Source organism: Corynebacterium sp. HMSC074H12 (assembly GCF_001813755.1).
Taxonomy (GTDB): domain Bacteria; phylum Actinomycetota; class Actinomycetes; order Mycobacteriales; family Mycobacteriaceae; genus Corynebacterium; species Corynebacterium hiratae.
In genome coordinates this window covers 49,702-71,229 of record NZ_KV813944.1, presented here as the reverse complement: position 1 = coordinate 71,229, position 21,528 = coordinate 49,702, and the positions used below count along the sequence as shown (strand labels likewise).

General features: G+C 62.8%; 21 protein-coding genes. 4 read left to right on the top strand and 17 right to left on the bottom strand.

Translation table 11 applies throughout. The annotated features are described in order from the left end of the window. Positions 1-81: 81 nt before the first annotated feature. From HMPREF2932_RS11240 to glmS, 4 genes are read right to left on the bottom strand one after another with little or no spacing between them, the layout of a single operon-like run. Complete coding sequence (locus HMPREF2932_RS11240; RefSeq protein WP_071410155.1) at positions 82-1,674, bottom strand: aspartate:alanine exchanger family transporter; 1,593 nt, start codon at positions 1,672-1,674, stop codon at positions 82-84. Position 1,675: 1 nt separating this feature from the next. After that, positions 1,676-2,140 carry a tRNA (adenosine(37)-N6)-threonylcarbamoyltransferase complex ATPase subunit type 1 TsaE gene (tsaE, locus tag HMPREF2932_RS11235; RefSeq protein ID WP_070754639.1) on the bottom strand — a complete coding sequence of 155 codons (465 nt, stop codon included), beginning with the start codon at positions 2,138-2,140 and terminating at the stop codon, positions 1,676-1,678. Beyond that, entirely contained in the window at positions 2,130-3,230 is a 1,101-nt protein-coding gene (gene alr / locus HMPREF2932_RS11230; protein ID WP_210397791.1) for an alanine racemase, read from the bottom strand. Before alr ends, tsaE begins: the two co-directional genes overlap by 11 nt. A gap of 31 nt (positions 3,231-3,261) precedes the next feature. Then, positions 3,262-5,133 carry a glutamine--fructose-6-phosphate transaminase (isomerizing) gene (glmS, locus tag HMPREF2932_RS11225; RefSeq protein ID WP_070511354.1) on the bottom strand — a complete coding sequence of 624 codons (1,872 nt, stop codon included), beginning with the start codon at positions 5,131-5,133 and terminating at the stop codon, positions 3,262-3,264. A gap of 121 nt (positions 5,134-5,254) precedes the next feature. Between glmS and HMPREF2932_RS11220 the strand changes: the two genes are divergently transcribed. Then, on the top strand, positions 5,255-6,088 hold the full coding sequence (locus HMPREF2932_RS11220; RefSeq protein WP_070511351.1) for a dienelactone hydrolase family protein: 834 nt from the start codon (positions 5,255-5,257) through the stop codon (positions 6,086-6,088). Positions 6,089-6,143: 55 nt separating this feature from the next. Here the strand turns inward: HMPREF2932_RS11220 and HMPREF2932_RS11215 are convergent, their stop codons facing one another. The 5 genes from HMPREF2932_RS11215 to glmM all read right to left on the bottom strand — a co-directional run bounded on the left by HMPREF2932_RS11215 (position 6,144) and on the right by glmM (position 10,267). Further along, the gene (locus HMPREF2932_RS11215) at positions 6,144-6,368 is read right to left on the bottom strand and encodes a hypothetical protein (protein ID WP_049157023.1); all 225 of its coding nucleotides are present in this window, start codon (positions 6,366-6,368) and stop codon (positions 6,144-6,146) included. A 98-nt stretch (positions 6,369-6,466) separates the two neighbouring features. Further along, on the bottom strand, positions 6,467-6,739 hold the full coding sequence (locus HMPREF2932_RS11210) for a hypothetical protein (protein ID WP_046648430.1): 273 nt from the start codon (positions 6,737-6,739) through the stop codon (positions 6,467-6,469). Continuing rightward, on the bottom strand, positions 6,739-8,472 hold the full coding sequence (locus HMPREF2932_RS11205) for a zinc metalloprotease (protein WP_071410154.1): 1,734 nt from the start codon (positions 8,470-8,472) through the stop codon (positions 6,739-6,741). Before HMPREF2932_RS11205 ends, HMPREF2932_RS11210 begins: the two co-directional genes overlap by 1 nt. After that, positions 8,472-8,783 carry a hypothetical protein gene (locus HMPREF2932_RS11200; protein ID WP_053089098.1) on the bottom strand — a complete coding sequence of 104 codons (312 nt, stop codon included), beginning with the start codon at positions 8,781-8,783 and terminating at the stop codon, positions 8,472-8,474. Before HMPREF2932_RS11200 ends, HMPREF2932_RS11205 begins: the two co-directional genes overlap by 1 nt. Before the next feature lie 140 nt (positions 8,784-8,923). Next, positions 8,924-10,267 carry a phosphoglucosamine mutase gene (glmM, locus tag HMPREF2932_RS11195; RefSeq protein WP_046648432.1) on the bottom strand — a complete coding sequence of 448 codons (1,344 nt, stop codon included), beginning with the start codon at positions 10,265-10,267 and terminating at the stop codon, positions 8,924-8,926. Between the two features lie 154 nt (positions 10,268-10,421). On the opposite strand from glmM, the gene HMPREF2932_RS11190 reads away from it, so the two are divergent. The 3 genes from HMPREF2932_RS11190 to HMPREF2932_RS11180 are packed head-to-tail and all read left to right on the top strand — an operon-like array spanning position 10,422 to position 12,198. After that, entirely contained in the window at positions 10,422-10,970 is a 549-nt protein-coding gene (locus HMPREF2932_RS11190; RefSeq protein WP_128081853.1) for a hypothetical protein, read from the top strand. Next, positions 10,967-11,521 (top strand): hypothetical protein, encoded by a 555-nt coding sequence (locus tag HMPREF2932_RS11185; protein WP_046648434.1) that lies wholly within the window; start codon positions 10,967-10,969, stop codon positions 11,519-11,521. Before HMPREF2932_RS11190 ends, HMPREF2932_RS11185 begins: the two co-directional genes overlap by 4 nt. Next, positions 11,518-12,198: a hypothetical protein gene (locus HMPREF2932_RS11180; protein ID WP_046648435.1), complete on the top strand. Its 681-nt coding sequence runs from the start codon at positions 11,518-11,520 to the stop codon at positions 12,196-12,198. The genes HMPREF2932_RS11185 and HMPREF2932_RS11180 overlap by 4 nt, the downstream gene beginning before the upstream one ends. Here the strand turns inward: HMPREF2932_RS11180 and HMPREF2932_RS11175 are convergent. From HMPREF2932_RS11175 to eccCa, 8 genes are all read right to left on the bottom strand, one after another. After that, positions 12,195-12,863 carry a hypothetical protein gene (locus HMPREF2932_RS11175; protein ID WP_128081854.1) on the bottom strand — a complete coding sequence of 223 codons (669 nt, stop codon included), beginning with the start codon at positions 12,861-12,863 and terminating at the stop codon, positions 12,195-12,197. The two genes, HMPREF2932_RS11180 and HMPREF2932_RS11175, sit on opposite strands and share 4 nt — an antisense overlap. A 9-nt stretch (positions 12,864-12,872) precedes the next feature. Further along, positions 12,873-14,291, bottom strand: coding sequence for a hypothetical protein (locus HMPREF2932_RS11170; RefSeq protein WP_046648437.1), 1,419 nt, complete (start codon positions 14,289-14,291; stop codon positions 12,873-12,875). Positions 14,292-14,399: 108 nt separating this feature from the next. Then, the gene (gene rpsI / locus HMPREF2932_RS11165; RefSeq protein ID WP_071410153.1) at positions 14,400-14,936 is read right to left on the bottom strand and encodes a 30S ribosomal protein S9; all 537 of its coding nucleotides are present in this window, start codon (positions 14,934-14,936) and stop codon (positions 14,400-14,402) included. Beyond that, positions 14,936-15,379, bottom strand: a complete 444-nt coding sequence (gene rplM / locus HMPREF2932_RS11160; RefSeq protein WP_010189505.1) for a 50S ribosomal protein L13 — start codon at positions 15,377-15,379, stop codon at positions 14,936-14,938. The genes rpsI and rplM overlap by 1 nt, the downstream gene beginning before the upstream one ends. Positions 15,380-15,816: 437 nt before the next feature. After that, on the bottom strand, positions 15,817-16,104 hold the full coding sequence (locus HMPREF2932_RS11155; RefSeq protein ID WP_046648439.1) for a WXG100 family type VII secretion target: 288 nt from the start codon (positions 16,102-16,104) through the stop codon (positions 15,817-15,819). A 71-nt stretch (positions 16,105-16,175) separates the two neighbouring features. After that, positions 16,176-16,493: a WXG100 family type VII secretion target gene (locus HMPREF2932_RS11150; RefSeq protein ID WP_046648440.1), complete on the bottom strand. Its 318-nt coding sequence runs from the start codon at positions 16,491-16,493 to the stop codon at positions 16,176-16,178. 177 nt (positions 16,494-16,670) lie between these two features. After that, complete coding sequence (locus HMPREF2932_RS11145) at positions 16,671-17,783, bottom strand: type VII secretion-associated protein (protein ID WP_071407386.1); 1,113 nt, start codon at positions 17,781-17,783, stop codon at positions 16,671-16,673. Beyond that, the gene (gene eccCa, locus HMPREF2932_RS11140) at positions 17,780-21,502 is read right to left on the bottom strand and encodes a type VII secretion protein EccCa (RefSeq protein WP_210397789.1); all 3,723 of its coding nucleotides are present in this window, start codon (positions 21,500-21,502) and stop codon (positions 17,780-17,782) included. The genes HMPREF2932_RS11145 and eccCa overlap by 4 nt, the downstream gene beginning before the upstream one ends. Positions 21,503-21,528 lie beyond the last annotated feature (26 nt).

The window sequence follows — 21,528 nt, the reverse complement described above, 5'->3', positions numbered from 1 at the left end:
AATAGGGAGTTCAGTACGGGGATATCCTACGCGACCGCCCTGCAGCGACCCTGACCGGCCCTTCCGGTGCCGATAAAAGGATCAGACGATCAACAGGGCAAGGACCTGACACATGAGGATCTTGCCGATCATCGCCGTGGGGTACACGGTGGCATAGCCGCGCTCTGCCAGCTGGGTGCCGGTCTGGGGGTTGAGGTAGGCCATGATCGCCGGATTCGTGGTCATGCCTGCGGCGATGCCCATCGACTCATCAAACTTCAGGCGCAGCACCAGCATGGATACCGCGACGATGCCGATGGCGGAGACCAGCGACAGCACAATACCCACGCCCATATACTTCAGGGAGGTCGGATCCGACAAGGCGTCGCGGAACTGGCCGCCAGCCGACGTACCCACGCCCGCCAGGAACAAGGTCAAGCCCAGCGTGGAGATTGTCTGCTTGGCGTGGAAAGGAAGCTGCCAGTTAATCGGGCCCGAGCGGCCCAGCGCACCCAGGATAAGGCCGACGACGATGGGGCCGCCACCGAAGCCGAAGGACAGCGTCGTGCCGCCTGGCAGCGGAATCGGGATAGCACCGAAGAGCAGACCAATGAAGAGGCCGAGGGCAAAGGGGAAGAGATCGACGTTTCCGAGTTTGGCTTCGGAGTCGCCGAGGAAACGGCGGACGTCGTCAAGCCGGCCCGGCGCGGTGATAACGCGCACGCGGTCCGAGTAGTGCAGGACGGTTTCCTCGTTCGGCACGACGTCGGAGTCACCGCGGCGCACGCGCGCGATGAGGAAGCCTTCCTTAACAGTGTCCAAGTCCTTGAGCTGATAGCCCGCAACACGTGGGTTGGACACGGTCAGGCGGCGGTAGACCAGGCCATCTTCCTCGTGGAGGTTGAGGTGGATCTCCTCACCCAGCTGGGAAATCGCGCTATCGAGCGCTGGTGCCGTGCCGTTGAGCAAGAGCTCCATGCCGGCGCGCAGTGGCAGCTCCGGGTAGGCCAGGTTGTGGTTGTGGGGATTGTTGACGTGCCGGGTGGCGATGACGCGCTCGCCGGTTACTTCCTGCAGCTCCCCCACCGTTGCGTCAAAGTCGCGGGTCAGGCGCACCGCCCGCCACTCCAGCGGCTCCGCAATCATGCCCTCGGCGCGGGCGTCCTCAACGTGGTTCACGCGCAGCATCTTCGCACCAATGGCGGCCACCAGAATGGTGCCGATAATGCAGCCGGGGTAGGCCAGGGAATAGCCCACCACCGGGGTGCTATCGCCGCCCAGGGCCTCGACGACCGCTGCCATACCGGGCGTCGAGCTCAGCGAACCTGCAAGGGTACCCACGCTGATCGCAGGGTCCAGATCAAAGAGGCGCATCGCTAGGGTTGTCAGCCCCGCAAGAATGAAGAAGAAGACGATGACCACCATGGACATCTTCCATCCACGCCGGCGGAAATCTTCGAAGAAGCTGCGTCCGAAGTTCAGGCCGATGACGTAAACGAAGATGGCCAGGCCAAATTGGTACACGAACGCCGGGACCACGATGTCCGGGTTCGCTGCGGACAAGCCCAAGGCCACGAACATCGCAGCCGCGGCGCCGAGCGAGATGCCGAAGACATTGATCTTGCCCACGGCCAGTCCCACCGCCATGATGAGAAAGAGGGTCAGCAAGGGCTGTTCAGCAAGAAAAGCCAGCACGTTAATTCACCCATTTCCATGTAAAGACGCGGACGTCATCGTCCGAGTCGCGGTTGATTGTGATGGCGAGGTACGCATCAGACAGGCGCTCCATGAAGCCCCCACCCCACTCGGCAACGACGACGGCGTCCTCGATTTCGGTGTCCAAGTCTAGACTGTCCAGCTCCCCCAACGGATCATCCGAATGATCGAGCAGGCGGTAGGCATCCACGTGCACCAACGTCGGCCCGCCCACGCGGGAAGGGTGCTCGCGCGCGATGACGAAGGTCGGCGAGGTCACCCGCCCCTTCACCTGCATTCCGCGGGCAATGCCCTGCGTAAAGGTGGTTTTCCCGGCGCCCAAGGGGCCATCGAGGATCACCAAGTCCCCTGCTTCCAGCGCCGCGCCTAACTCTTCACCAAAGGCCTGGGCATCCTCCGGGGTGGCAGCCACGCGGCGCCCTTCGTGCGGAAAATCACTGCGCATCGTTAGCTCCTTCACAATAGGTGCGCGTGGTGCGCCCGGTGGGGCGGCACACCACTTCATAGTTGATGGTGCCAGCGGCCGCGGCTAATTCTGTAGCGCTCATACCGCCGCGCCCAAAGATAACGGCAGTGTCTCCGGCGCGCACGCCGTGAGGGTTCGCACCGAGGTCAACGACGATCTGGTCCATGCAGACCCGCCCCACCTGCTGGTAGAGCTCACCACCAATGCCTACCTGCAGCGCTCCCTGAAAGGCGCGCGGCAGGCCATCGGCATACCCCACGCTGACGGTGGCGAGCTCGCGGTCACTATCCGCGGTCCAGGTCAGGCCGTAGCATGTGGACTCCCCCGCCGAAATCGGCTTTACGGCAACGACGGAAGCCTCCCATGTCATGGCTGGTTCCAGCCCATGGTCGCGCCCGTCCACCGGTTCGAGCCCATACAGGGCCACACCGGCGCGCACTTGTTCAAAACGTGCTGAGGGGCGAGTCAATGCCGCCGGCGAATTGGCAAGGTGGTTCAGCGGGCACTCCAGCCCCACCTCGCGGGCAAGTGCTAGGGCCTGGCGGAACTCCGCCTCCTGATGATCATTGTGCGGGTGCTCCGGCTCGTCCGCACAGGCAAAGTGGGACATGAGGCCGAGGACGGTGATGTGGGGGGCGTCGGCAAGCAGGCGGAAGGTCTCCTCCCACGCATGCTTGTCGACGCCCGACCGGTGCATCCCCGTTTCCACCATCACGAAGGCTTCGGTGGACGCTTCGGCAGCCTCGATGAGGGCTCGTGCGTGCATCAAAGATGGGATGCCGATCTGAATACCAGCGCCTAGGGCCGGGGCGAGGTCCTCCGTTGGTTTCCACAACCAGGCAGCGATGGGAAGGTCCTCGATGACGCCTCGCAACTCCACGGCCTCGGCGAGCGTGGCCACCCCGAAGGCGTCTGCCCCCGCCTTCGCCATGACCGGTGCGCAGCGCTGCGCACCGTGCCCGTACGCGTCCGCCTTGACCACGCACATGAGGCGGGCCGGGGCCACCGCCTCCTTCACGCGAGCAACATTGTGGGCAATAGCGTTGAGGTCAACGGTGGTTTTTAACATACCCACCATTGTGCCACTTGAGGGCTCAGCGCTATTCGACGGTCACCGACTTCGCAAGGTTACGCGGCTGGTCCACGTCATAGCCCTTGGCGGTGGCCACACCGCAGGCGAAAATCTGCAGCGGAACGGTAGCCAGCAGCGGCTGCATCAGCGTCGGCGCCTGCGGGATGCGGATGATGTGGTTGGCGTAGGCCTCGACCGCCTCGTCGCCCTCTTCCGCGATGACGATGGTGATAGCGCCGCGGGCGCGGATCTCCTGGATGTTGGAGACAACCTTGGCGTGCAGGGAATCGCGGCCGCGCGGGGAAGGCACGATGACGAAGACCGGCTGGCCCTCCTCGATGAGCGCGATCGGGCCGTGCTTGAGCTCGCCGGCGGCGAAGCCCTCCGCGTGCAGGTAGGCAATCTCCTTGAGCTTGAGCGCGCCCTCCAGTGCGACCGGGAAACCGACGTGGCGGCCCAAGAAGAGCACCGACTTAGCGTTCTCCATGGCAGTGGCCAGATCGTAGACCTGCTTTTCGTTGTCGATGACTGCCTGGACCTTATCCGGCATCGCACGCAGGTCATCCAGGACGGAATTGACCTCATCGGAGAACATGTTGCCGCGCAGGCGTGCTAGGTAGAGGCCCAGCAGGTAGGTCGCGGTGATCTGTGCCAGGAAGGCCTTGGTGGAGGCCACGGCGATCTCCGGGCCGGCGTGGGTGTAGAGGGCGGCGTCGGACTCGCGCGGAATGGAGGAACCCTGGGTGTTGCAAATAGCAATCACCTTGGCGCCCTGCTGGCGGGCGTGGCGCACTGCCATGAGGGTATCCATGGTCTCGCCCGACTGTGACAGGGCCACGACCAGGGTCTTCTCGTTGACAATGGGATCGCGGTAGCGGAACTCGTGGGCCAGCTCCACCTCACACGGGATGCGGCACCAGTGCTCGATGGCGTAGCGCGCGACGTGGCCGGCATAAGCGGCGGTGCCGCAGGCGATGACGATGATCTTGTCGATGGACTTGAGCACCGACTCCTCAATGCGGATCTCATCGAGGACCAGGTTGCCGGTCTCGTCGAGGCGGCCGAGCAGCGTATCGCGCACTGCTGCTGGCTGGTCGTGGATTTCCTTCTCCATGAAGGAGTTGAAGCCGCCCTTTTCGGCAGCGGCGGCATCCCACTTGATCTCGAAAGGCTTGCCCTGGGCGGGGTTGCCGTCGTAGTCGGTGATCTCGATGTCATCCGCGGTGATGGTGACGACCTGGTCGTTGTCCATCTCCACGGCGGACTTGGTGTAGTCGATGAAGCCGGAGACATCCGAGCCGAGGAAGTTCTCCCCCTCACCCAAGCCGATGACCAGCGGCGAATCGCGGCGCGCAGCCACGATGCGATCGGCCTGCTCGGCATGAATAGCCAAGAGGGTGAACGCGCCTTCCAGGCGCTTGCCGGTCAGCTGCATAGCCTTGGTGAGGTCGCCGCCGGCCTCATTGTGGAACACATCTGCCAGAAGGGTGGCGGCTACCTCGGTGTCGGTCTCGGACACGAAGTTATGGCCCTTGGCCTCCAGCTCGCTCTTAAGCTCGGCGAAGTTCTCGATGATGCCGTTGTGCACGACGGCGAGCTTGCCGCCGTCCACGACGTGCGGGTGGGCGTTCAGATCGGTTGGACCACCGTGGGTTGCCCAGCGGGTGTGCCCAATGCCCAAGACGGAATCCTTCAGCGGGCGCGCAGCGATTTCAGCTTCCAGCGCAGCGACCTTTCCAGCCTTTTTGCGCCAGGAGATCTCCCCATCGGCGTACATTGCGACGCCTGCTGAGTCATAGCCGCGATACTCCAATCGGCGCAGGCCCTCCAGCACAACGTCGAGGGCAAAGTACTCACGACCATCGGTGTTATGGCCAATGTATCCAACGATTCCACACATGGAACGGAATTTTACAGCATGATTTATCGTGCCGAACCGCAAGGATCGTGCTTAAAACCTTCCCCCACCTATCTGGTACATGTCCACCTCTTTGTCTACGCTTTCCTCTATTCTGTAAAGCGTGTCTGCGAATTTGAAGAAGCATCTCGGTACGTTGTCCAAGCGCGGCCCGCACCGCGTCCTCGTTGGGGACCTGTCTTATGCAGGGCTAGAAGGCAAGGTCTACACCCCTGCTGAAGGCAAGGGCCTGCCCGCCGTGGCGTTTGCTCACGACTGGACGAAGAACGTCAAGGACTACCACGCCACTCTGCGCCACCTAGCCAGCTGGGGCATCGTGGTGGTTGCTCCCGATACGGAGACTGGTGTGTTTGCCAAGCACCGTAACCTGGCTGCCGACCTCGAATCGGCTTTGCAGATTGCCGCCGGCGTTAGGCTGGGCGCTGGCAAGATTTCGGTGTCCGCTTCCAAGCTGGGCGTTTTCGGCCACGGCATGGGAGGCGGCGTAGCCACCTTGGCTGCCGTGGATAACCCGAAGGTCCGCGCCGTCGCAGCCCTCTACCCTGCTGATACCTCACCATCCGCCGTTCAAGCTGCCCGCTCCGTCAAGGCACGCGGCCTCGTTATCGGCGCGGGCCAGGATGACATCTTCCGCGCCGGCAACCCCGCAAAGCTGGCCAACGCGTGGGGCGGACCGGTGGCCTACCGGGAGATTGCCAAGGGCACGCAGTCCGGTTTCAGCGAGGATAAGTTCTTCAAGTTGGCGCTCGGTTCCGGCTTCTTCCAGGGCTCCGCAGTCGAGACCGCCCGCGGCCTTGTGACCGGCTTCTTCCTTTCCACCCTGGCTGGCGAATCCAAGTATGACGGCTTTGCGGATGCCGACGCCTCCGCGAAGGGCGTTGAGAGCTTCACCGGCGAGGACCTGGCTCAACGCGCCGGCTTTGAGTACAGCAAATAAAGCTCCAACGAAAGAGCGCTTCACAGCGCGGCTTTTCCTATCTACAGCAGGACGATCAGTTGTCGTCCTGCTTTAGTTGTTTTAGCTTAGGGACTTCAAGAAAATACCAGGCAATAAGTGCAATGCCCGGCAGAAGCAACTGAGCGGCCGTCCACAGCTTTATGTGGGACATTTCTCTGTCGAATTTAATCTCAATGCCAAGCACAACAAAAGCCACCAAGAGGTACAGCATGGGAAGAACGCCCCACAGGACGTCATGAAGCCAAGGCACTGTTGTCATGCGGCATTCTCCTCACCCTGGTTGATACGTGCAGTAGGCAGTCACCTCACGGTATCACCTGTGGCTGCGAGGAACCAGACTTGTTTCTCGCTGCTGCTTCAGCTGCGCCTGAGCACCGACTGCACCTGACCGCGCGGACGGCCCCGGCCCTGCCCCTGCGCTTGACTATGCGGCACGCCCCTGGACTCTGGGTTTCGCCCCGGCGTATGTGTGTGCGGCGCATGTGTGTGCGCTTGGGCTTGGGCCGCGCGCTGAGCGGACTTCTCGAGCTCGTCCTGTGCCTTGGCCATCGCTTTCTCAAACTCCAACAGCCGTGCGGCTGTGCGCTCACGGAATCCGCGTGCGAACTCATCGAAATCATTGTGCGGCATTACCACTGCCCTGCCTTTCGCGCCTGTACGGATGGGGAATCTGAGCTTTCTTCCGGTGCCGTTTCCGGCTTCATTTCTGGTGCGGCTCCCGCGCCGGGAGCCGGCCCAGGAGCTGGCTCAGGGGGCGGTTCAGGGGCTGGCACCGGTGCCGGCGCTTCCGCTGCCTGCATGTGCGCCAGCTTCTCCGGTGGAGCTTCTGGCTCCGGAACGTTATTTAGCTCTGGCGGTGGTGGCGTGACTCCGTTGTCCGGGGCTGGTTCTGGTGCCGGCGGTGGACCTGGCTCCGGTTCCGGCTGCGGCTCTGGTTCTGGTTCGGGCTCAGGCGCAGGTTCCAGCTCAGGCTCCGGTAGGTTCTCAATGAAATCCACGGCGGCTTCAGCCAGCAGCCCAAGCCCCAGAATGGCAACTCCTACGCCTAGGATGCCCAGACTTCCGCAGCAGGATTCCTCCAGCTTACACTCACAGGATTCCGCGTTAGGACTCTCGCCGCTTTCTTCCTCACAGTCTTCAGCTACTACAGGCTCGTCAGGCTCCTCGACCTCTTCGACTTCCTGCACCGCCTCCTCTGGGCAGTCAGTCACCTCCGCTTGCACGGGTGCGGTGGGCACGTCAACCTCGCTGGGTGCCTCTATCCCGGCGTCGGCCGGCGTGGTGGTTCCCACGTCGCGCGGCTGCTCAGTGCAGGTACAAGACTGCTGCGACTCCTTCTCCGCGTGGCACCCGCACGGCTTGTGCTCTTCTTCTGTTGCGGTGGAATCGGGTGTGGGCTGCGCTTGCGCTGCGGGCTCAGTCGGCACGGTATGCGGCGTGTTCGGTTTCGCTGGCCGAGGCTTATCCTCAGCCGGCGGGCATTCTTCTTCCGAAACCCCTGCGGGCTGGGTTGGCGCAGGTTTTTCTGGCGGTGCCACCGGTTTGTCTGGTTCCGGCTCGACTGGTTGCTGCGGTGGAGCGGGCTGCGCTGTCGGCGCCGGTGGCGTTGGCTGGGCTTGCGCCGGTGCCGTTGGTTCTGCGGGGCTCACAGGTTTCGTCGGTTCACAGGGCTCAGGATCCGGTTGTGGGCACTCCTTCGGCTTCTCCTCGCAACCGCATTCAGGCTCAGGCGGGGTTTCCGGCAGCTCCCGCTCGCATACCTCGGTGCAGCGCTTTTCAAACTCGCCGTAGCAATTTTCAATGGCAGTGTCGCGGTCCCGACAGGTTTGCGAAATGGTGTCATTCGTCTGGTCGATTAGGTCACCGCCAATGCGCGAAATAACTGGGACGATGGCCTTGCCCAACGGGTGCCGCTGCAGCAACATGGTCAAGATATTCAGCAGCGGAATTACTGCAGAAATCAACTCCGCTACGGCAGATTCGGAAACACTGACCACGTCTTCGATGGCCTCGGAGCACTGCTGCGCGGACTCCACCAGATCATCGGCTTCGTCCCTTTCCTTCTCAAAGTCATCCTGCACGCCGCGCAGGTGATCCATGATCGCTCCCCCAGCCAGCGACAGCACCGTGCCAAGGAGGAAATCCCGCAGACCATTGCCGCCGCGCAGTGGACGTCGCGCGCCCATCGCCGACGCGGTATGCGTCACGAGCTCTCCTGGGTTGATCCCGTCGACGGAACCCACCATGTCCCCCAACAAATCAATCGGTGTGCTGGGACCGGAGTAGCCGCCAAGGCTCGCAGCCTGAAACTGGGAGACTACCTGTGAATAATCGCCCAAGAGCGACTTGATCATCGTGGACATCAGTTCGCCCCCGTTTCCTGGCTGCCGAATTGGCCAGCGAGGCCACGGTCGACGTCGCCAAACGCCCGCACCTGCTCACGCGCGGCGCCCGCGGTGGCCGATATGTTCTCCAAGCGCCACGCACCACGCTCGTGTAGCCGACTCAACAACGCCTGAATCTGCGCCCCATGCCCGCTAAAATCCCGCCCCGCAGAAGACGGGGCAAAGCTCGGTCTGTCCCCGCGGTGTGCGTCACTTTGGGCGCGGGCTTGGTCCATGACGTCGTCGAGAAGCCGCGTGGCTTCCTCCTCATCAAAAAATACGTCGGGCATGTGCGCCCTCCTTCTTGTCCACAACAAACAGTGATTCCTGCTCTTATTGGACTGAGAAAGCCACCCGCCGGTTCCCCCACCGCGCAGAAAAAGAAGAAACCCCAGGCCAAAGGCCCAGGGTTGCGATTATGCGGGTAGAACTAGACAGCGGCAACGACGGCAGCAAGCTTGCCCGCTACCTTGCGTGCCTGCTCCTTTTCAGCTGCTTCCACCATGACGCGGAAGAGCTCCTCTGTGCCTGAGGGGCGCAGCAGGACGCGGCCCGTATCACCAAGCTCTGCCTCGGCGGCGGCAATAGCTTCCTTGACTTCGGGGGCATTGAGGATGACCGCCTTATCGGACACCGGCACGTTGATGAGCACCTGCGGCAATACCGTCATCACGGAGGCCAGCTCCTTAAGGGTCTTGCCGGACTTAGCCATGCGCGCCATGATGGACAGTCCCGTCAGTGTGCCATCGCCAGTGGTGCAATCATCCGGCAGCACGACGTGACCGGACTGCTCGCCGCCCAGGGAGAAATCACCGCGGTTGAGCTCCTCCAGCACGTAGCGATCCCCCACGGCGGTTTCCTTGACCTCAATGCCCTGCTCCTGCATCGCCAGCTTCAGCCCCAGGTTCGACATCACGGTGGCCACCAGGGTGTTGAAGCGGAGGTCGTTCTCTTCCTTCATGCCCACCGCGAGGATCGCCATGATCTGGTCACCGTCAACGACGTTGCCCTCAGCATCGACGGCTAGGCAACGGTCAGCGTCACCGTCGTGGGCCAGGCCCAGATCAGCGCCGTGCTCGACGACGGCCTCCTGAGTCTTCTCAATGTGGGTCGAACCGCAGTCCTCGTTGATGTTGAAGGCATTGGGCTTGTTGTGGATAGCAATGACCTCAGCGCCCGCTGCCTCATAGGCCTGCGGAGCAACCTTGGAGGCAGCACCGTTTGCGGTGTCGACGACAACCTTGATACCGCTCAGATCCGTGGTGACGACCTCTGCTAGGTGCTTGAGGTAGCGCTCCCGGCCGTCGGGGGCCTCCGAAATAATGCGACCAATCTTGGTCCCCGTGGGCCCACCGTCGGTGAGGTTGTCCATGGCAGCCTGGATGCGGTCTTCCACCTCATCCGGCAGCTTCTTGCCGCCCGCGGAAAAGAACTTGATGCCATTGTCCGGCATCGGGTTGTGGGAGGCGGAAATCATCACGCCGAGGTCCGCCCCAAAATCATCGGTGAGGAATGCGATGGCCGGGGTCGGCAGCACGCCGATGCGCACGACGTCGACGCCGCGTGAGGCCAAGCCCGAGGCAATCGCCGCATCCAACATCTCGCCCGACACACGCGGGTCGCGCCCAATAATCGCCAGCGGGCGGCGCTCGTAGGACTCCCGGTCCGAGGTCAGCACCTCCGCCGCTGCCTGCCCTAGGCGCAAAGCCAGAATGGGAGTGAGCTTCTTGTTCGCGAGGCCGCGAACTCCATCGGTTCCAAAAAGTCGAGTCATAGTTGTTTATTATGCCCGCTCCCCCTTGCCTGGCGCAGGTCGGCTCGTTCTTGTTGTGTAGACTTCTTCCCACCTTCTGCCCTGTGAGCAGGGCCGGTGGGGAGTTTCCCCAGTTAACGCGCGCGCTGGGCCGTCCTCTGCTTGAATAATCACCATGTCCTATGCGAAAGGCTTGACTCGCGTGAGGGAGTCGAAGGGAGTGAAACTCTTCAAAGCCCTCACCGATGGTGTGCTCACCAAGTTCAACATGGCGGTACTCGTTGTCGCAGCGCTATTTCTGGTGCTCGGAAATACCGAGCCCGCGGAAACGGAAGAACCTGCAGTCATCGCTCCGGGCGAAACGGTGGAGTTGCAGCAGGCCCAGGTGGTCGTCGATAAGCCCCGCGTCGAGGCCGGCCAAGTCCACGTCACCGCCACGTTCCTCAACACCCAAGACACCGCCTTCACGGACTACCAACAGATGTTTAGCCTTACCCGCAATGGTGAGCCTATCCCCTTTGAGCAGTTCTCCATCGCGCCTTCACTGGAGAACGGGGCGGTGACCAGGCCCAACCCCGGGGTTCCCTTCGCCGTCGACATCACCGTCGACGATGCCCCCGGAACAGCGCTTGTTCTCAACGATCTGACGGTGCGCAAATCCAGCCTGGACATGTCCTACCGCTGGTTTGACCCCACCCCCGTAGCAGAGATGGAGTTGGCATGACCCACCGCAAATCTTCCTCCCTGCCCCTGCTCAACCGCAAGAAGGTCCCCATGATCGCCGTGGCCGCAGCGATCACCTCCCTGGGCATCTTCATTAGTGACCAGATGCCCGATCCGCGCGAGGTGGAATTCTCCCACTTTGAGTACACCGACGAAATACCCGGGCACACCCGCATTAGCCAGGTAGACGTCCACACTCGCCCGCTGGCGTCTGGAGACTACGCGGAATTCACCGGTACTCTGCCCGAGGGCGAGGAGCTCAGTGAGCTGTATGAAGTAGCCGTCGATTTCACGCTGGAGCGCACTCACTCCTACCCCCTGAGCCTGAAATTAGAAGACTCCGAGGGCCGTGTTTTCCGCACGACCACACCGCAATGCGACGCCGAGGTCGTCTCCCTCCCCATGACATGTACCAGTCTCTTTGTACTCCCAGAGGATTCGCTGGGCCCCGCCACGCTGGCGCTAGAGGTGGAGAATCTCCTCGGCGACTTCCACCAACAACCGGTCCCCATGGGCAAGGAACTTCACACAGCCGTGGAGGTTAAAGCATGACGTCCCAAGACACAGCATCGAAGAAGGCCTCGAAGGCGTGGTGGTGGGCAGCAACTCTTCCGGCGCTCGCGATCATGGTGGCGGCCTCCTCCTCCGTCATGGTGCACGGATACCGACCGCTGTCGGTCCATTCGACCGTCGAGGCCACCAAGCAAGAGCCCGCCGAGTTCAGCTTTGATTATCAGCTAGACCAGGACACCGCCCAGCGCTCGGCGACGGTCACCCTGGCCGCCATCGACAAGGCAGACCCCTCCGAATTCGGCTCCCTTTATGCCGACAAGAACCTCATGGATCCCCCTGCGCTCCCCGGGGACACCGCACTCTACAAGGCCACCGTGGACTGGCATGCGGATCCGGAAAGCCCACTTGAAGGATGCGAGGTCGGGCTCCGTGACGGCCAAGGGATCGAGCAACCTGTCCGCCTCGTGTTGTCCCCGCAGGACGTGCCGACCGATATGCCCGCCGCCTTCCCCAACCTCTGTGAACCCGAAGGGGCTGCGGGGCCGATGGCCATCAATCCTTTCGAACTAGATGCCAATATCCTCCCCGAGCCCAGCGCGCGGCCGGCTGAATGGGAGATGACGTACTACTTCGTCACCAACGCCGATTTCGAGCCTTCCGAATTATTCGTCACCTGGGGCGCCCCTTATGAGGTGCGCCTGCGCACAGGCGCTTAGAAGCCTTCTGCGCGGACAACCGCCTCAACGTCCTCCGCGCCCGGATCGGTCTTGTTCCACGGCCACGACACCATTACCTTCTCTTCTGGGTAGTAGACGAAAATGTCGCCACCGCCGAATCCATCCTTGCCCCATTCGTTGACGAGGACTTCCGGGGCGGAACCATTCGCCTCGCGAACAGTACGGGTCGACGTCTGGAAGGCATCATCGTGATAATCGGGCAAGGCTCTGTACATCTCTTCGGCCTCCTCCCCAATGACAATGTCCCGCGGACTATGGAATGTCATGAGCCCCTCAGCGTCCTGCTCCTTGGTAAGCCACGGCTTGCAGGAATAGCCGTGGGCTCCTTCTAGCAGAGCATTCTCGGATTGCAGCGGTGCTTCGGTACACAGGGCGATCTTCTCAATGAAGGCCTCCGGCAAGACGTCCGCGGTCTCAGGGCGCAGGTTCACGATGTGGTCCTCCCGCAGGTCCGGACGCGCCAGCTCCTCGCTGGACCCGCGCCTGTTGATCTGCTCAACCATAATCCCGCCAGCAATCAACACCACCGCGACAACCAGGGTGAGAATGTTGAGCTTGCGCGCGCTGATGTGGGTATCAGGATCGGTCGTGGCTTCTGCGCGATCCACGTCACCGGCTTGAGTGTGCTCAGTAGTCTGTGTCACCGATTCCACCTACTTCTCTCCCGCCTGGCTCGCTGGGACGGCAGATTCAGCGTCCGGCTCTTCGCCTTGGTTTTCGTCGGTGCTCTCATCTGCGTCCTCCGCCTCGGCGTACTCAGCGTTGAGGAAGCGGTCCAGCGCGGCTACCACCAGCGGGAGCGCAACGAGGAAGTACACGGCTCGGGCAAAAACCAGCGCATAAGGCTCAAGCCCAATGGTGATGGTCCCCAGCGCCAGCGGTTTGATGATGGCACGCAGGGCATAGACTACGCCCAGCTCAGCGCCCGAAGCCAAGACGAAGACGAGGCAGAAGGTCAGCATGGGGACCGCACCGGCGACTGCCAGCGTCTTGAAATTGCGCCACGCATTACGGAAGGGGCCGACGAGTGGCTGCGCGGCGTTGTCCAGCATGTCTCGCGTCGTTCGGAAGGCTGCTTCCGAATAGCGACGCCCATAATCGGCCCACATCTTCTGCTCGGCATGCGGGGAGAGCTTTCCTCGTTCGGCGGGACCTTCGATGGGGGCATCGGCTACCGTCTGCAGGGGCGGTACCGCGTCCTCCTCGCCTGACGTGTCCGGCTCAGAACTGTCCTTCTCTCTGGTCAGGCTCGTGTTGTAGACCACCGCGCCGAGGGTCAGCCATGCGAAGGGCACGACGATAAAGTTGCCGATTTGCGCCGCGTTATTCCACAGCCACCCAATCACCGCACCAATGACCCAGGTGTGGGCGACAATCCAATCCTTCGCCGTGACAATAGAGTCCCATACGGGGCCAATGCCTTGCCGGCTAAGAATCCACACACGGACCTTCTCAAAATTGCTGGTGATGCTTAGCGACGCCGTGGCCATCCACAGCACCTCCAGGTACGCGGCCGCAGTGGCCACGCCAAAGGCGCGCTCCCCCAACTGCAGCGCACCAATGAGTTTGCGCAGCACCACGATAGAAATGAGAAACCCTGCAAATAGCCATCCGGAGTTTATGAACGAGCGCCCGAAATCATAATCGAGAAAGCTGGTGGCCACCTCGATGGTCACGGAGTCGTAGACAAAGGTCCGCGCGTCGTCGCGCAACAGACCGTGGGAGGAATACACGGTGAGGAACGGGATGAGGAGGCCACCGACGGTCAGCAGCGTGGTCTTATCCAGTTTGCTAAAGCGGGTCTCGCCGCCAAAGAACTCCATGGACGGCTGCATGATCCAAAAGCACACGATGACGCCGGTCATCACAGAAAGCGGCGCAAAGGGGAAGATGAGCGTGGCGGCCAACGGCGAATACTCAGAAATAACCACCGCCAACCACAGCACCGCCGCGCGCACGGCCAGCGACAGGCAAATCACCGTGATCAGCTGCGGCAGGTACCGCCACAGCAGCTTTGCTGCGTCCAAGGGGACTGATAGTGCGTCCCGCGCGCTCTCAAGAATGACTTTCACGCCGCTTAGTATAAGGAGAATCACACCAGTGCGCTGCCCGAACGGGGAAAGCCGCCACCTCCCCCGAAAGGGAAGCAGCGGCTTTCGAAAATGCAGTATGCGCGAAGATTAACGCTTGGAGTACTGCGGGGCACGACGTGCCTTGTGCAGACCAGCCTTCTTGCGCTCCACGGCACGAGCATCACGGGTGAGCAGGCCAGCCTTCTTCAGGGCCTGGCGGTCAGCCGGGTTGTAGATGTTCAGTGCGCGGGCGATAGCCAGACGCAGGGCGCCGGCCTGGCCGGTCGGGCCACCACCGGTGACGGTGACCTTGAGGTCAAACTGGCCCTCGCGCTCGAGGATGGTCAGCGGCTGCAGGATGTCCTGCTGGTGCAGCTTGTTCGGGAAGTACTCGTCAAAGGCACGGCCGTTGACAGAGATGTTGCCGGAACCAGCGACGAGGCGGACACGAGCGATGGCGCGCTTACGGCGGCCAACGGTCTGAATCGGGCCCTCGTGGATAGCCGGGGCAGCGGTCTCAACCTCAGCCTCGGTGTCGGTTACCAGGGAATCACCGATGGTGTTGGTGAACTCCTCGGTAGCGGCGGTTGCTGCAGCGATGTCGGCAGCGTCGGCTACATTGTTGTCGATGTTCTGCTCGGTCATTACTGTGCCACCTGCTTAAACTCAAAGGTTTCCGGCTTCTGGCCGGCGTACGGGTGCTCCTCGCCCACGAAAACGTGCAGCTTCTTGATGGAGGCGTTGGAAAGCTTGTTGTGCGGCATCATGCCCTTCACAGCTTCCTCGATAACGCGAACCGGGTTGGCGTCCAGGGACTGACCAAGGGTCATGGACTTCAGGCCGCCCGGGTAGCCGGAGTGGCGGTAGCGCATCTCGCGCTCGCGCTTGTTGGAAGAAATGTGGATCTTGTCCGCATTCAGGATGATGATGTGGTCGCCGCAATCAACGTTCGGTGCGTACTGGGGCTTGTGCTTACCGCGCAGCATGTCAGCCACGGTGGAAGCAAGCTTGCCCAGAACCACGTCGGTAGCGTCGATGACGTACCACTTGCGGGTGATGTCACCGCTCTTCGGGTGGAAAGTAGACAAAATGACTCCTTGAAAGTCTGTCTCGGAACTGCCGGCCAACGCTATGTAAGCCCCTACGCGGTACATACAGCGGCCGGTGGAGACCTGCAGCACGCGCGCACCCACGTAGACGCGGGTGCGGACACATAGGTGTTTCACTTTAGTATGAGGCTGTTTGAAAACCCAAAACGCCGATATCGCCCCTCACCAACGCCTCCATCCCCAGATACTTCGGGGTGGGGGTAGAGACAGAAACGTTGATGAGAAGCGATACCGGCGCCTTTCACTAGGTGGGCAGAAAGTGCTGACTGTGAGGTGGTGCGTCCAGCCCTTCCATTGACTGCACCCCCTCTCCTAGCCCTTCACGCCTTCCTCCACGCCACCCACCGCTCATGGTTGTGAATGGTGATGGAAGACTGCGCCCATACTCCTAGCGAAAGACCCGCAGTCGAGACGGTTTAGCCCCAGCTAGCGGCGGCGCGGCGGTTGACGTCACTCATATTGTCATTGCCCTGGGACACCGTGGTGGAGATGGTCGCTAGCACCGTGTTGAGCTCGGCGGCAGCTTTATCCCACTTGGCCTGCGCCGCGTTATATGCGGCGGCGCTTTCTCCCTCCCATGTCGATACCATCGGCTGCAGGGTGGCCTTAAGGTCACCGAGGAGCCCGTTGATGCGGCCGGAGGTGGAGTTGATGTCGGCGGCGGCACCAGCGATGGCGCCAAACTGATACTTAATTCCAGACATTGCGTGTTCCTTATCTTCTGTGTGCTCGTGTGTGGTTCAGTGCGTACGGCTATAGGAGGCTGCGGCTCTGTTTAAAGGGCCAGGCCCGCGCCGCCGACGTTGTCGAAGGACTGGGCGTTATCTGCCTCGACCGAATCAAAGTTGCGGGCATTGTCCCTGATGTTGTCGCTGATGGCGGTCAGTGCCTCACGCAGCTGCTGTGCGGAGGAGTTGTAGCGCTGCATCAGGTTGTCAAAGGAAACCTGCGCGCGGCCTGCCCAGCTGGCGCGGACGGAGTCCACAACTCCCTGCAGACGGGTGAGCTCACCCTGTACCTCGTCATTGGTGGAGTCGACGCGGCCGGCGGTGGCCACCATTACGTCGGCTTCTGTGCGGAACGTTTGAGTCATTGTTCTCTCCCTTTCTTTGTTCCCTACCTGGGGCATGCCCTTTTACTACGGGGCCTGATGTGTGTTTCTTTCCCCCCGAGAAGCACCCTGTGTCCTTCTCACCCTTATTGGACTGAGTTAGTGGCGCATCGGTTCCCACCGGTTTCAAAGTTTTTAATTTTTCTGGCTTGCCGCTGCTTAGTCCTTCTTAACCAGCGATTCCGCCGCCATTCGGCACGCTGCCTTCTGCACCACGTTGGGCTCGAACTTGGTGTGGCAGCCCACGGACATCTGGTGGCCTTTGTCCTCCCACATCATCCAGGTCACCCGCGAGCCATCGCCGGGGTCTTCGGTATAGGTCAGCCGCCCGGACTCCTCTACCGGATCACGGAGGGCGGGATCGGATTCGATCTGCTCCTTGATCTCCGCAAAAAGGACGTCAACGGGCACGTTGAAAAGCGGATCTGCAGCGACAAGGATCCGCAGGTTGGGATCCTCACCGGCCGCGGTAACGAGCCCATCTTCCACGCTGGTACGAAAACCCTGTGGCAAGACCAAGGACATCCCTTCCACGTCGATGGCTTGTTGGCCCGGACGCAGCTGCGCACTGCCGGTATCCCCGGGCGAGCCTTGCGTCCCGCCCTCCTCAGTCGGCGCGTCCGAGCTCTGGGTCGGGGCCGTACCCGGCGAATGGGCAGCACTGGAAGTACTTACCGCCGTCTGGTGTGGTGTCGCGGCTGCTAAGGCTGCGTCTTTGCGTCCCACGGCCCACCAGGACACCCCGGCCACGACGAGCACCATGACCGCAATGGCGATATAGAAGGGGTCGATGCCTCCCACGAGCGCAGAAAGGCGGTGTGGTGTCGCGCGATGGGAGCGTCGCGCGCGCGTGGCTCGCGGCCGCTCAGCTGTCACGGTGTCTGCATGGCCCTCGTCGTGCCCGTCCACAACCGCCCTTGTAAGAGTCGGTGTTTGTTCCACCACGGGCGGCGATGGTTCTGTTTCCACTACCGTCGCGCCCGCGCCGGTCAGTTGGCGGCGCAGGATGCTCACTGCCTCGTCAGTGATGTCCGTACCGGATGGATCCGCTACCACCTCGGCGCTTACCTCCGGCCACTCCGCCCCGCAGACCTTTTCTGCCTGGTCAAGGACGGCGTCGAGCGCCCAGCCTTCGGCGATGCCAGTGCCGGGTAGGTCATAGCGGTAGATCGTCTCCGGCCCCTCATAGATCGTGGCGGCGTCGAGCACCGTGATAACGAGTGCGGTCTCTGGCGTAGTCGACGGTGTGCGCAGTGCATGAGTCGCGGTCATTGGTTATCTCCCTTGCTGGATGTGGTGTGTGGTGGTTCTTCTGGTGTGTCGGTGTCCGGCACATACACCTGTGCCAGGCCTTGGGGTGCCCCACGCACGACCCATTGGCCGCGGCCGGGCGGCAGCGCTACCGGTTTGATGCCGAAGATGGCGCCTTCGTCGCGGTCGGCGTCGAGAAGCAGCAGTGCTGGCTGCAGGTCGCGCACTGCCGAGAGGAACTGCCCAAACAGCGCGCGCCCGATTCCTCCTGATTTGCGCGCGAGCACTAGGTGCAGGCCCACATCGCGGGCGTGCGGGAGAATCTCCACAAGTGGTGCCAGGGCAATGTCGCTGACCAAGTCGAGATCATCGATGACAAGGTAAATATCCGGCCCCTCCCACCAGCTTCGCGCGGCCAACTGCGCGGGAGTGACCTCGGGGCCGGGGAGGCGCTGCTCTAAGGTGCGGACGGTATCGAGGATGGCCTGGGTGGCCGCGCTTGCCGACGCCCCATATACCGCCACCATCTCCTCATCCAGCGTCCCCAAATGTGCCCGGCGCTCATCGATAACCACGAGGCGGGCTTCCTCCCGGTTCAGCTGGCTGATACCGGCGAGAATCACGCTGAGGAACTGCGACTTACCGGAACCTTGAGAACCAATGCACACGAGGTGGGGCTGCGTGGTCGGATCCCACGTCAGAAGGTCCAGGTCCGGCCCGCCAATTCCCCAAGCCACTCCGGTCGGCGGGCTCCCGGCCGGTTGTGGAAGCTCGGTGAGCAGGGCGGGCAGCATCTTTAACGGCGGGACCGGCTGGGCGTCCGCATGCACTCCGCAGATATGAGCGATATCCTGCGGGGACGTCGCAGCGAAGAGCAGGTTCTCCCCCGCCAGCGTGATGCCCCGACCGGGCGCTGCCGGGAGTTTTTGTTGTGCTTTGCGGTCAATGAGGGAATCCATGGCTTCACCCAGACGCAGCTCGAGGCGCGCCGCGATAAGGTCCCGGATTGACGGCCGCAGGCTGGTCCACCGCGCCGCCGCGATCAGGACGTGAACGTGGGAAGACGCACCATCTGCGACCAGCTGGGTAATCGGCTCGGCGAGATCTTCAAAATCCGCCCCAGAGGTGCCAATGTGGTGCCAGCCATCCACAATCAGGAAGGTGTGGCGGGATTCCGGGCGACGCACGAGGCCAGCGACTTCGTCGACGATGCGCCGTACCTTCTCCGGTTCCTCGCGGCCGGCCACCCCGGCCACGTGGGGCAGCCGCTCCAGAACCTGCAGTTGTCCGCCACCCAAGTCGATGACATAAAAGCGCACCTGGTCCGGCGAGTGCCGCAGTGCCATTCCGGAGGCGATACTGCGCAGCGCCATTGACTTGCCCGACTGCGGCCCACCGCACAGGGCCAGGTGCCCGCCACCCGTCGTGAAGTCCACGGTGAGTAGGTCTTGGCGCTGGTGGTAGGGGCGGTCGATAAACCCCACCTCGGCGCACAGCCCGCCGCCCGCGCCGGGCGATTCTACCTGCACAGCGGCGACACTGGACAGCTCCACCACGGCGGGCAAGGGCGGCAGCCAGATTCGCCGCGCTGATTGACCGCGCCCGGCGGCTTCGTCCCGGGCAGCCCCCACCACGGTGTCAAGGAGGGTGCTCGAGGAGTCCACGAGTACTGCGAAGTCTAGGTCCTCCTCCACCACGCGGTGCCCGGTGAAAAGCTCTAGGCGCGCCGTGTGCTGTGCGGAAGCATCATCTTCTAGCGCTACCCGGCGCGTCACCGGGCCGGACACATAGGAGGCCTGGAAACGTGTGGGGGCATCGGCATCCGTCTTGAGGTAGCCGGATCCCGGCTGGGCGGGGAGGTGGTAGGCGTCGGGCACACCGAGGACCTGGCGGGACTCCCCGGCGGAGAATGTCTTCAGGCCAATGCGGTAGGACAGGTGCGAATCCAATCCCCGTAGGCGCCCTTCTTCCAGGCGCTGGGATGCCAGCAGCAGGTGCACGTGCAGTGAGCGGCCGAGCCTTCCTACTGCGACGAAGAGCTCCGCGAAGTCCGGGTGCTGGCCCAACAGTTCCGAGAACTCGTCCACCACGATGACCAGCGCCGGCAGCGGCCCGTGCTCCGCCACCGCGGCAGCGGAAGCATTGAACTCGCCCACATTGGCAAAGTTGCCGGCCTTGCGCAGCAGCTCCTGGCGGCGGTTCATCTCCCCGGAGATGGCATCGTACATGCGCTCCACCAGGGTAGATTCCTCCTCCAGGTTGGTAATCACGGCGGAGGTGTGCGGCAGCTCCTCGCAGCCGAGAAAGGTCGCGCCACCTTTGAAGTCCACAAGCACGAGGTTGAGCTCCTCCGGGCTATGCGTGGCGGCTAGGGCCACGACGAGCGTCCTGAGCAGCTCCGATTTTCCGCTGCCCGTGGCACCGATGCACAGCCCATGCGGGCCCATGCCGCCCTGCGCCGACTCCTTCAGGTCGAGCACCACCGCTTGCCCGGACTCGTCCACACCGATAGGCACGCGCAGGCGTTCGGCCGGGCTGCGGCCATGCCACATGCCGGAGGCCTGCAGCGCATCCACGTCCCGGTAGCCCAGCAGCACAGGGAGGTCTGCATCGCGACCGTGCCGTGGCGTTGCCGGAGCATCGCCGCCGAAGGGGCGATGATAGGGCGCAAGCGTGCGGGCGTGGAGGAGGGCCGTGGAAACGTCGATAAGCGCGCAGCTGCCCAGCTCCTCCTCCCCCGCGGCGGTAACCACGGACAGCGCGCCTTCCGCCCGCAGGTAAATGCCTTCGTCCTCCGCACGGCGGCCCAGCAGCGAATGAGGTGTGACACCCACGGCGATGGTGGTCGTCGGGGCGTCCCCCGGCGCTCCCTCTTTGTCCAGTACACCGCGATGCCGGTGGTCCTCCTCCACGACGCGGATACGAAACTGAGCGCTCTCCGGATCCCTCGAGTGCGGCAGCCACTTCAGCCACTCCCAGCTCTCCCCGTGGTACTCAATGCCCACGGTTTCCGGGCCATGCAGTACCGCCAGGTGCAACAGCAGCGCGCGGGCCATACCGTGCGCATCCGCACCGGCCAGCCCCACGATAGGGAAGGCTTGGAGCTGGATGACCACCGGCATATCCGCCAGCGTTCCCACCGCGCGCACGGTCTGGCGCAGGCTCACCGCACACACTGGGTCGAGGTCTTCCGCGGCACCCGAATCTGGAACATTGATCGGCGTGCACAGTGCCATCGGCCCGGTGCCCACCCGCACCTCCAGCGCATCCGGGGCATCCGCATCCCGCTCCCAGAGGCGCGACGTCGGAATCAACGCGCCGAGCTGCCCAGGCGCCGGATTGCGGTGTTCCTCATGCGCGCGCTGCGCCGCCGCGCGCTCCAGCGCCTCCTCGCGCAGCGCCTTGAGGTGACGCAGGTACGTCCGGCGAGTTTCGTCCGGATCCTGCCCGCCTCCCTGCGGGTTGAACATCATCGCCATGCTGGCCAGCATCATGAGCGGGAACATGAGACTCATGGGGCTTATCCGGCGCGCATCACCCGCGCCGAGAACCATGAGCGCCACCATGCCCACCATGGCCGCGATCATGACCAGCGGCATAAGCAGGCGAACCAACGGAACGGGCTGGGCACGGGCCGCCTCCGGCACGGCCTCGGCATCAATGCTGCCTTGCGGCAGTGGTGGCGCTGGTTCCCGATATGACGACAGCCCGGTGTCAACGACGCGTGTAGGTACGCGCATGTCAAAGTCCTTCCCCCCGAAGTACT

Bases quoted from the DNA above. Each gene is read 5' to 3' on its own strand.
- HMPREF2932_RS11180 (WP_046648435.1), top strand. From the start codon at position 11,518: ATGACGTCCCAAGACACAGCATCGAAGAAGGCCTCGAAGGCGTGGTGG.
- HMPREF2932_RS11210 (WP_046648430.1), bottom strand. From the start codon at position 6,739: ATGCCGCACAATGATTTCGATGAGTTCGCACGCGGATTCCGTGAGCGC.
- HMPREF2932_RS11200 (WP_053089098.1), bottom strand. From the start codon at position 8,783: ATGCCCGACGTATTTTTTGATGAGGAGGAAGCCACGCGGCTTCTCGAC.
- HMPREF2932_RS11155 (WP_046648439.1), bottom strand. From the start codon at position 16,104: ATGTCTGGAATTAAGTATCAGTTTGGCGCCATCGCTGGTGCCGCCGCC.
- HMPREF2932_RS11150 (WP_046648440.1), bottom strand. From the start codon at position 16,493: ATGACTCAAACGTTCCGCACAGAAGCCGACGTAATGGTGGCCACCGCC.
- eccCa (WP_210397789.1), bottom strand. From the start codon at position 21,502: ATGCGCGTACCTACACGCGTCGTTGACACCGGGCTGTCGTCATATCGG.
- HMPREF2932_RS11205 (WP_071410154.1), bottom strand. From the start codon at position 8,472: ATGTCCACGATGATCAAGTCGCTCTTGGGCGATTATTCACAGGTAGTC.
- glmS (WP_070511354.1), bottom strand. From the start codon at position 5,133: ATGTGTGGAATCGTTGGATACATTGGCCATAACACCGATGGTCGTGAG.
- alr (WP_210397791.1), bottom strand. From the start codon at position 3,230: ATGTTAAAAACCACCGTTGACCTCAACGCTATTGCCCACAATGTTGCT.
- HMPREF2932_RS11190 (WP_128081853.1), top strand. From the start codon at position 10,422: ATGTCCTATGCGAAAGGCTTGACTCGCGTGAGGGAGTCGAAGGGAGTG.
- tsaE (WP_070754639.1), bottom strand. From the start codon at position 2,140: ATGCGCAGTGATTTTCCGCACGAAGGGCGCCGCGTGGCTGCCACCCCG.
- HMPREF2932_RS11145 (WP_071407386.1), bottom strand. From the start codon at position 17,783: ATGACCGCGACTCATGCACTGCGCACACCGTCGACTACGCCAGAGACC.
- HMPREF2932_RS11215 (WP_049157023.1), bottom strand. From the start codon at position 6,368: ATGACAACAGTGCCTTGGCTTCATGACGTCCTGTGGGGCGTTCTTCCC.
- glmM (WP_046648432.1), bottom strand. From the start codon at position 10,267: ATGACTCGACTTTTTGGAACCGATGGAGTTCGCGGCCTCGCGAACAAG.
- HMPREF2932_RS11185 (WP_046648434.1), top strand. From the start codon at position 10,967: ATGACCCACCGCAAATCTTCCTCCCTGCCCCTGCTCAACCGCAAGAAG.
- rpsI (WP_071410153.1), bottom strand. From the start codon at position 14,936: ATGACCGAGCAGAACATCGACAACAATGTAGCCGACGCTGCCGACATC.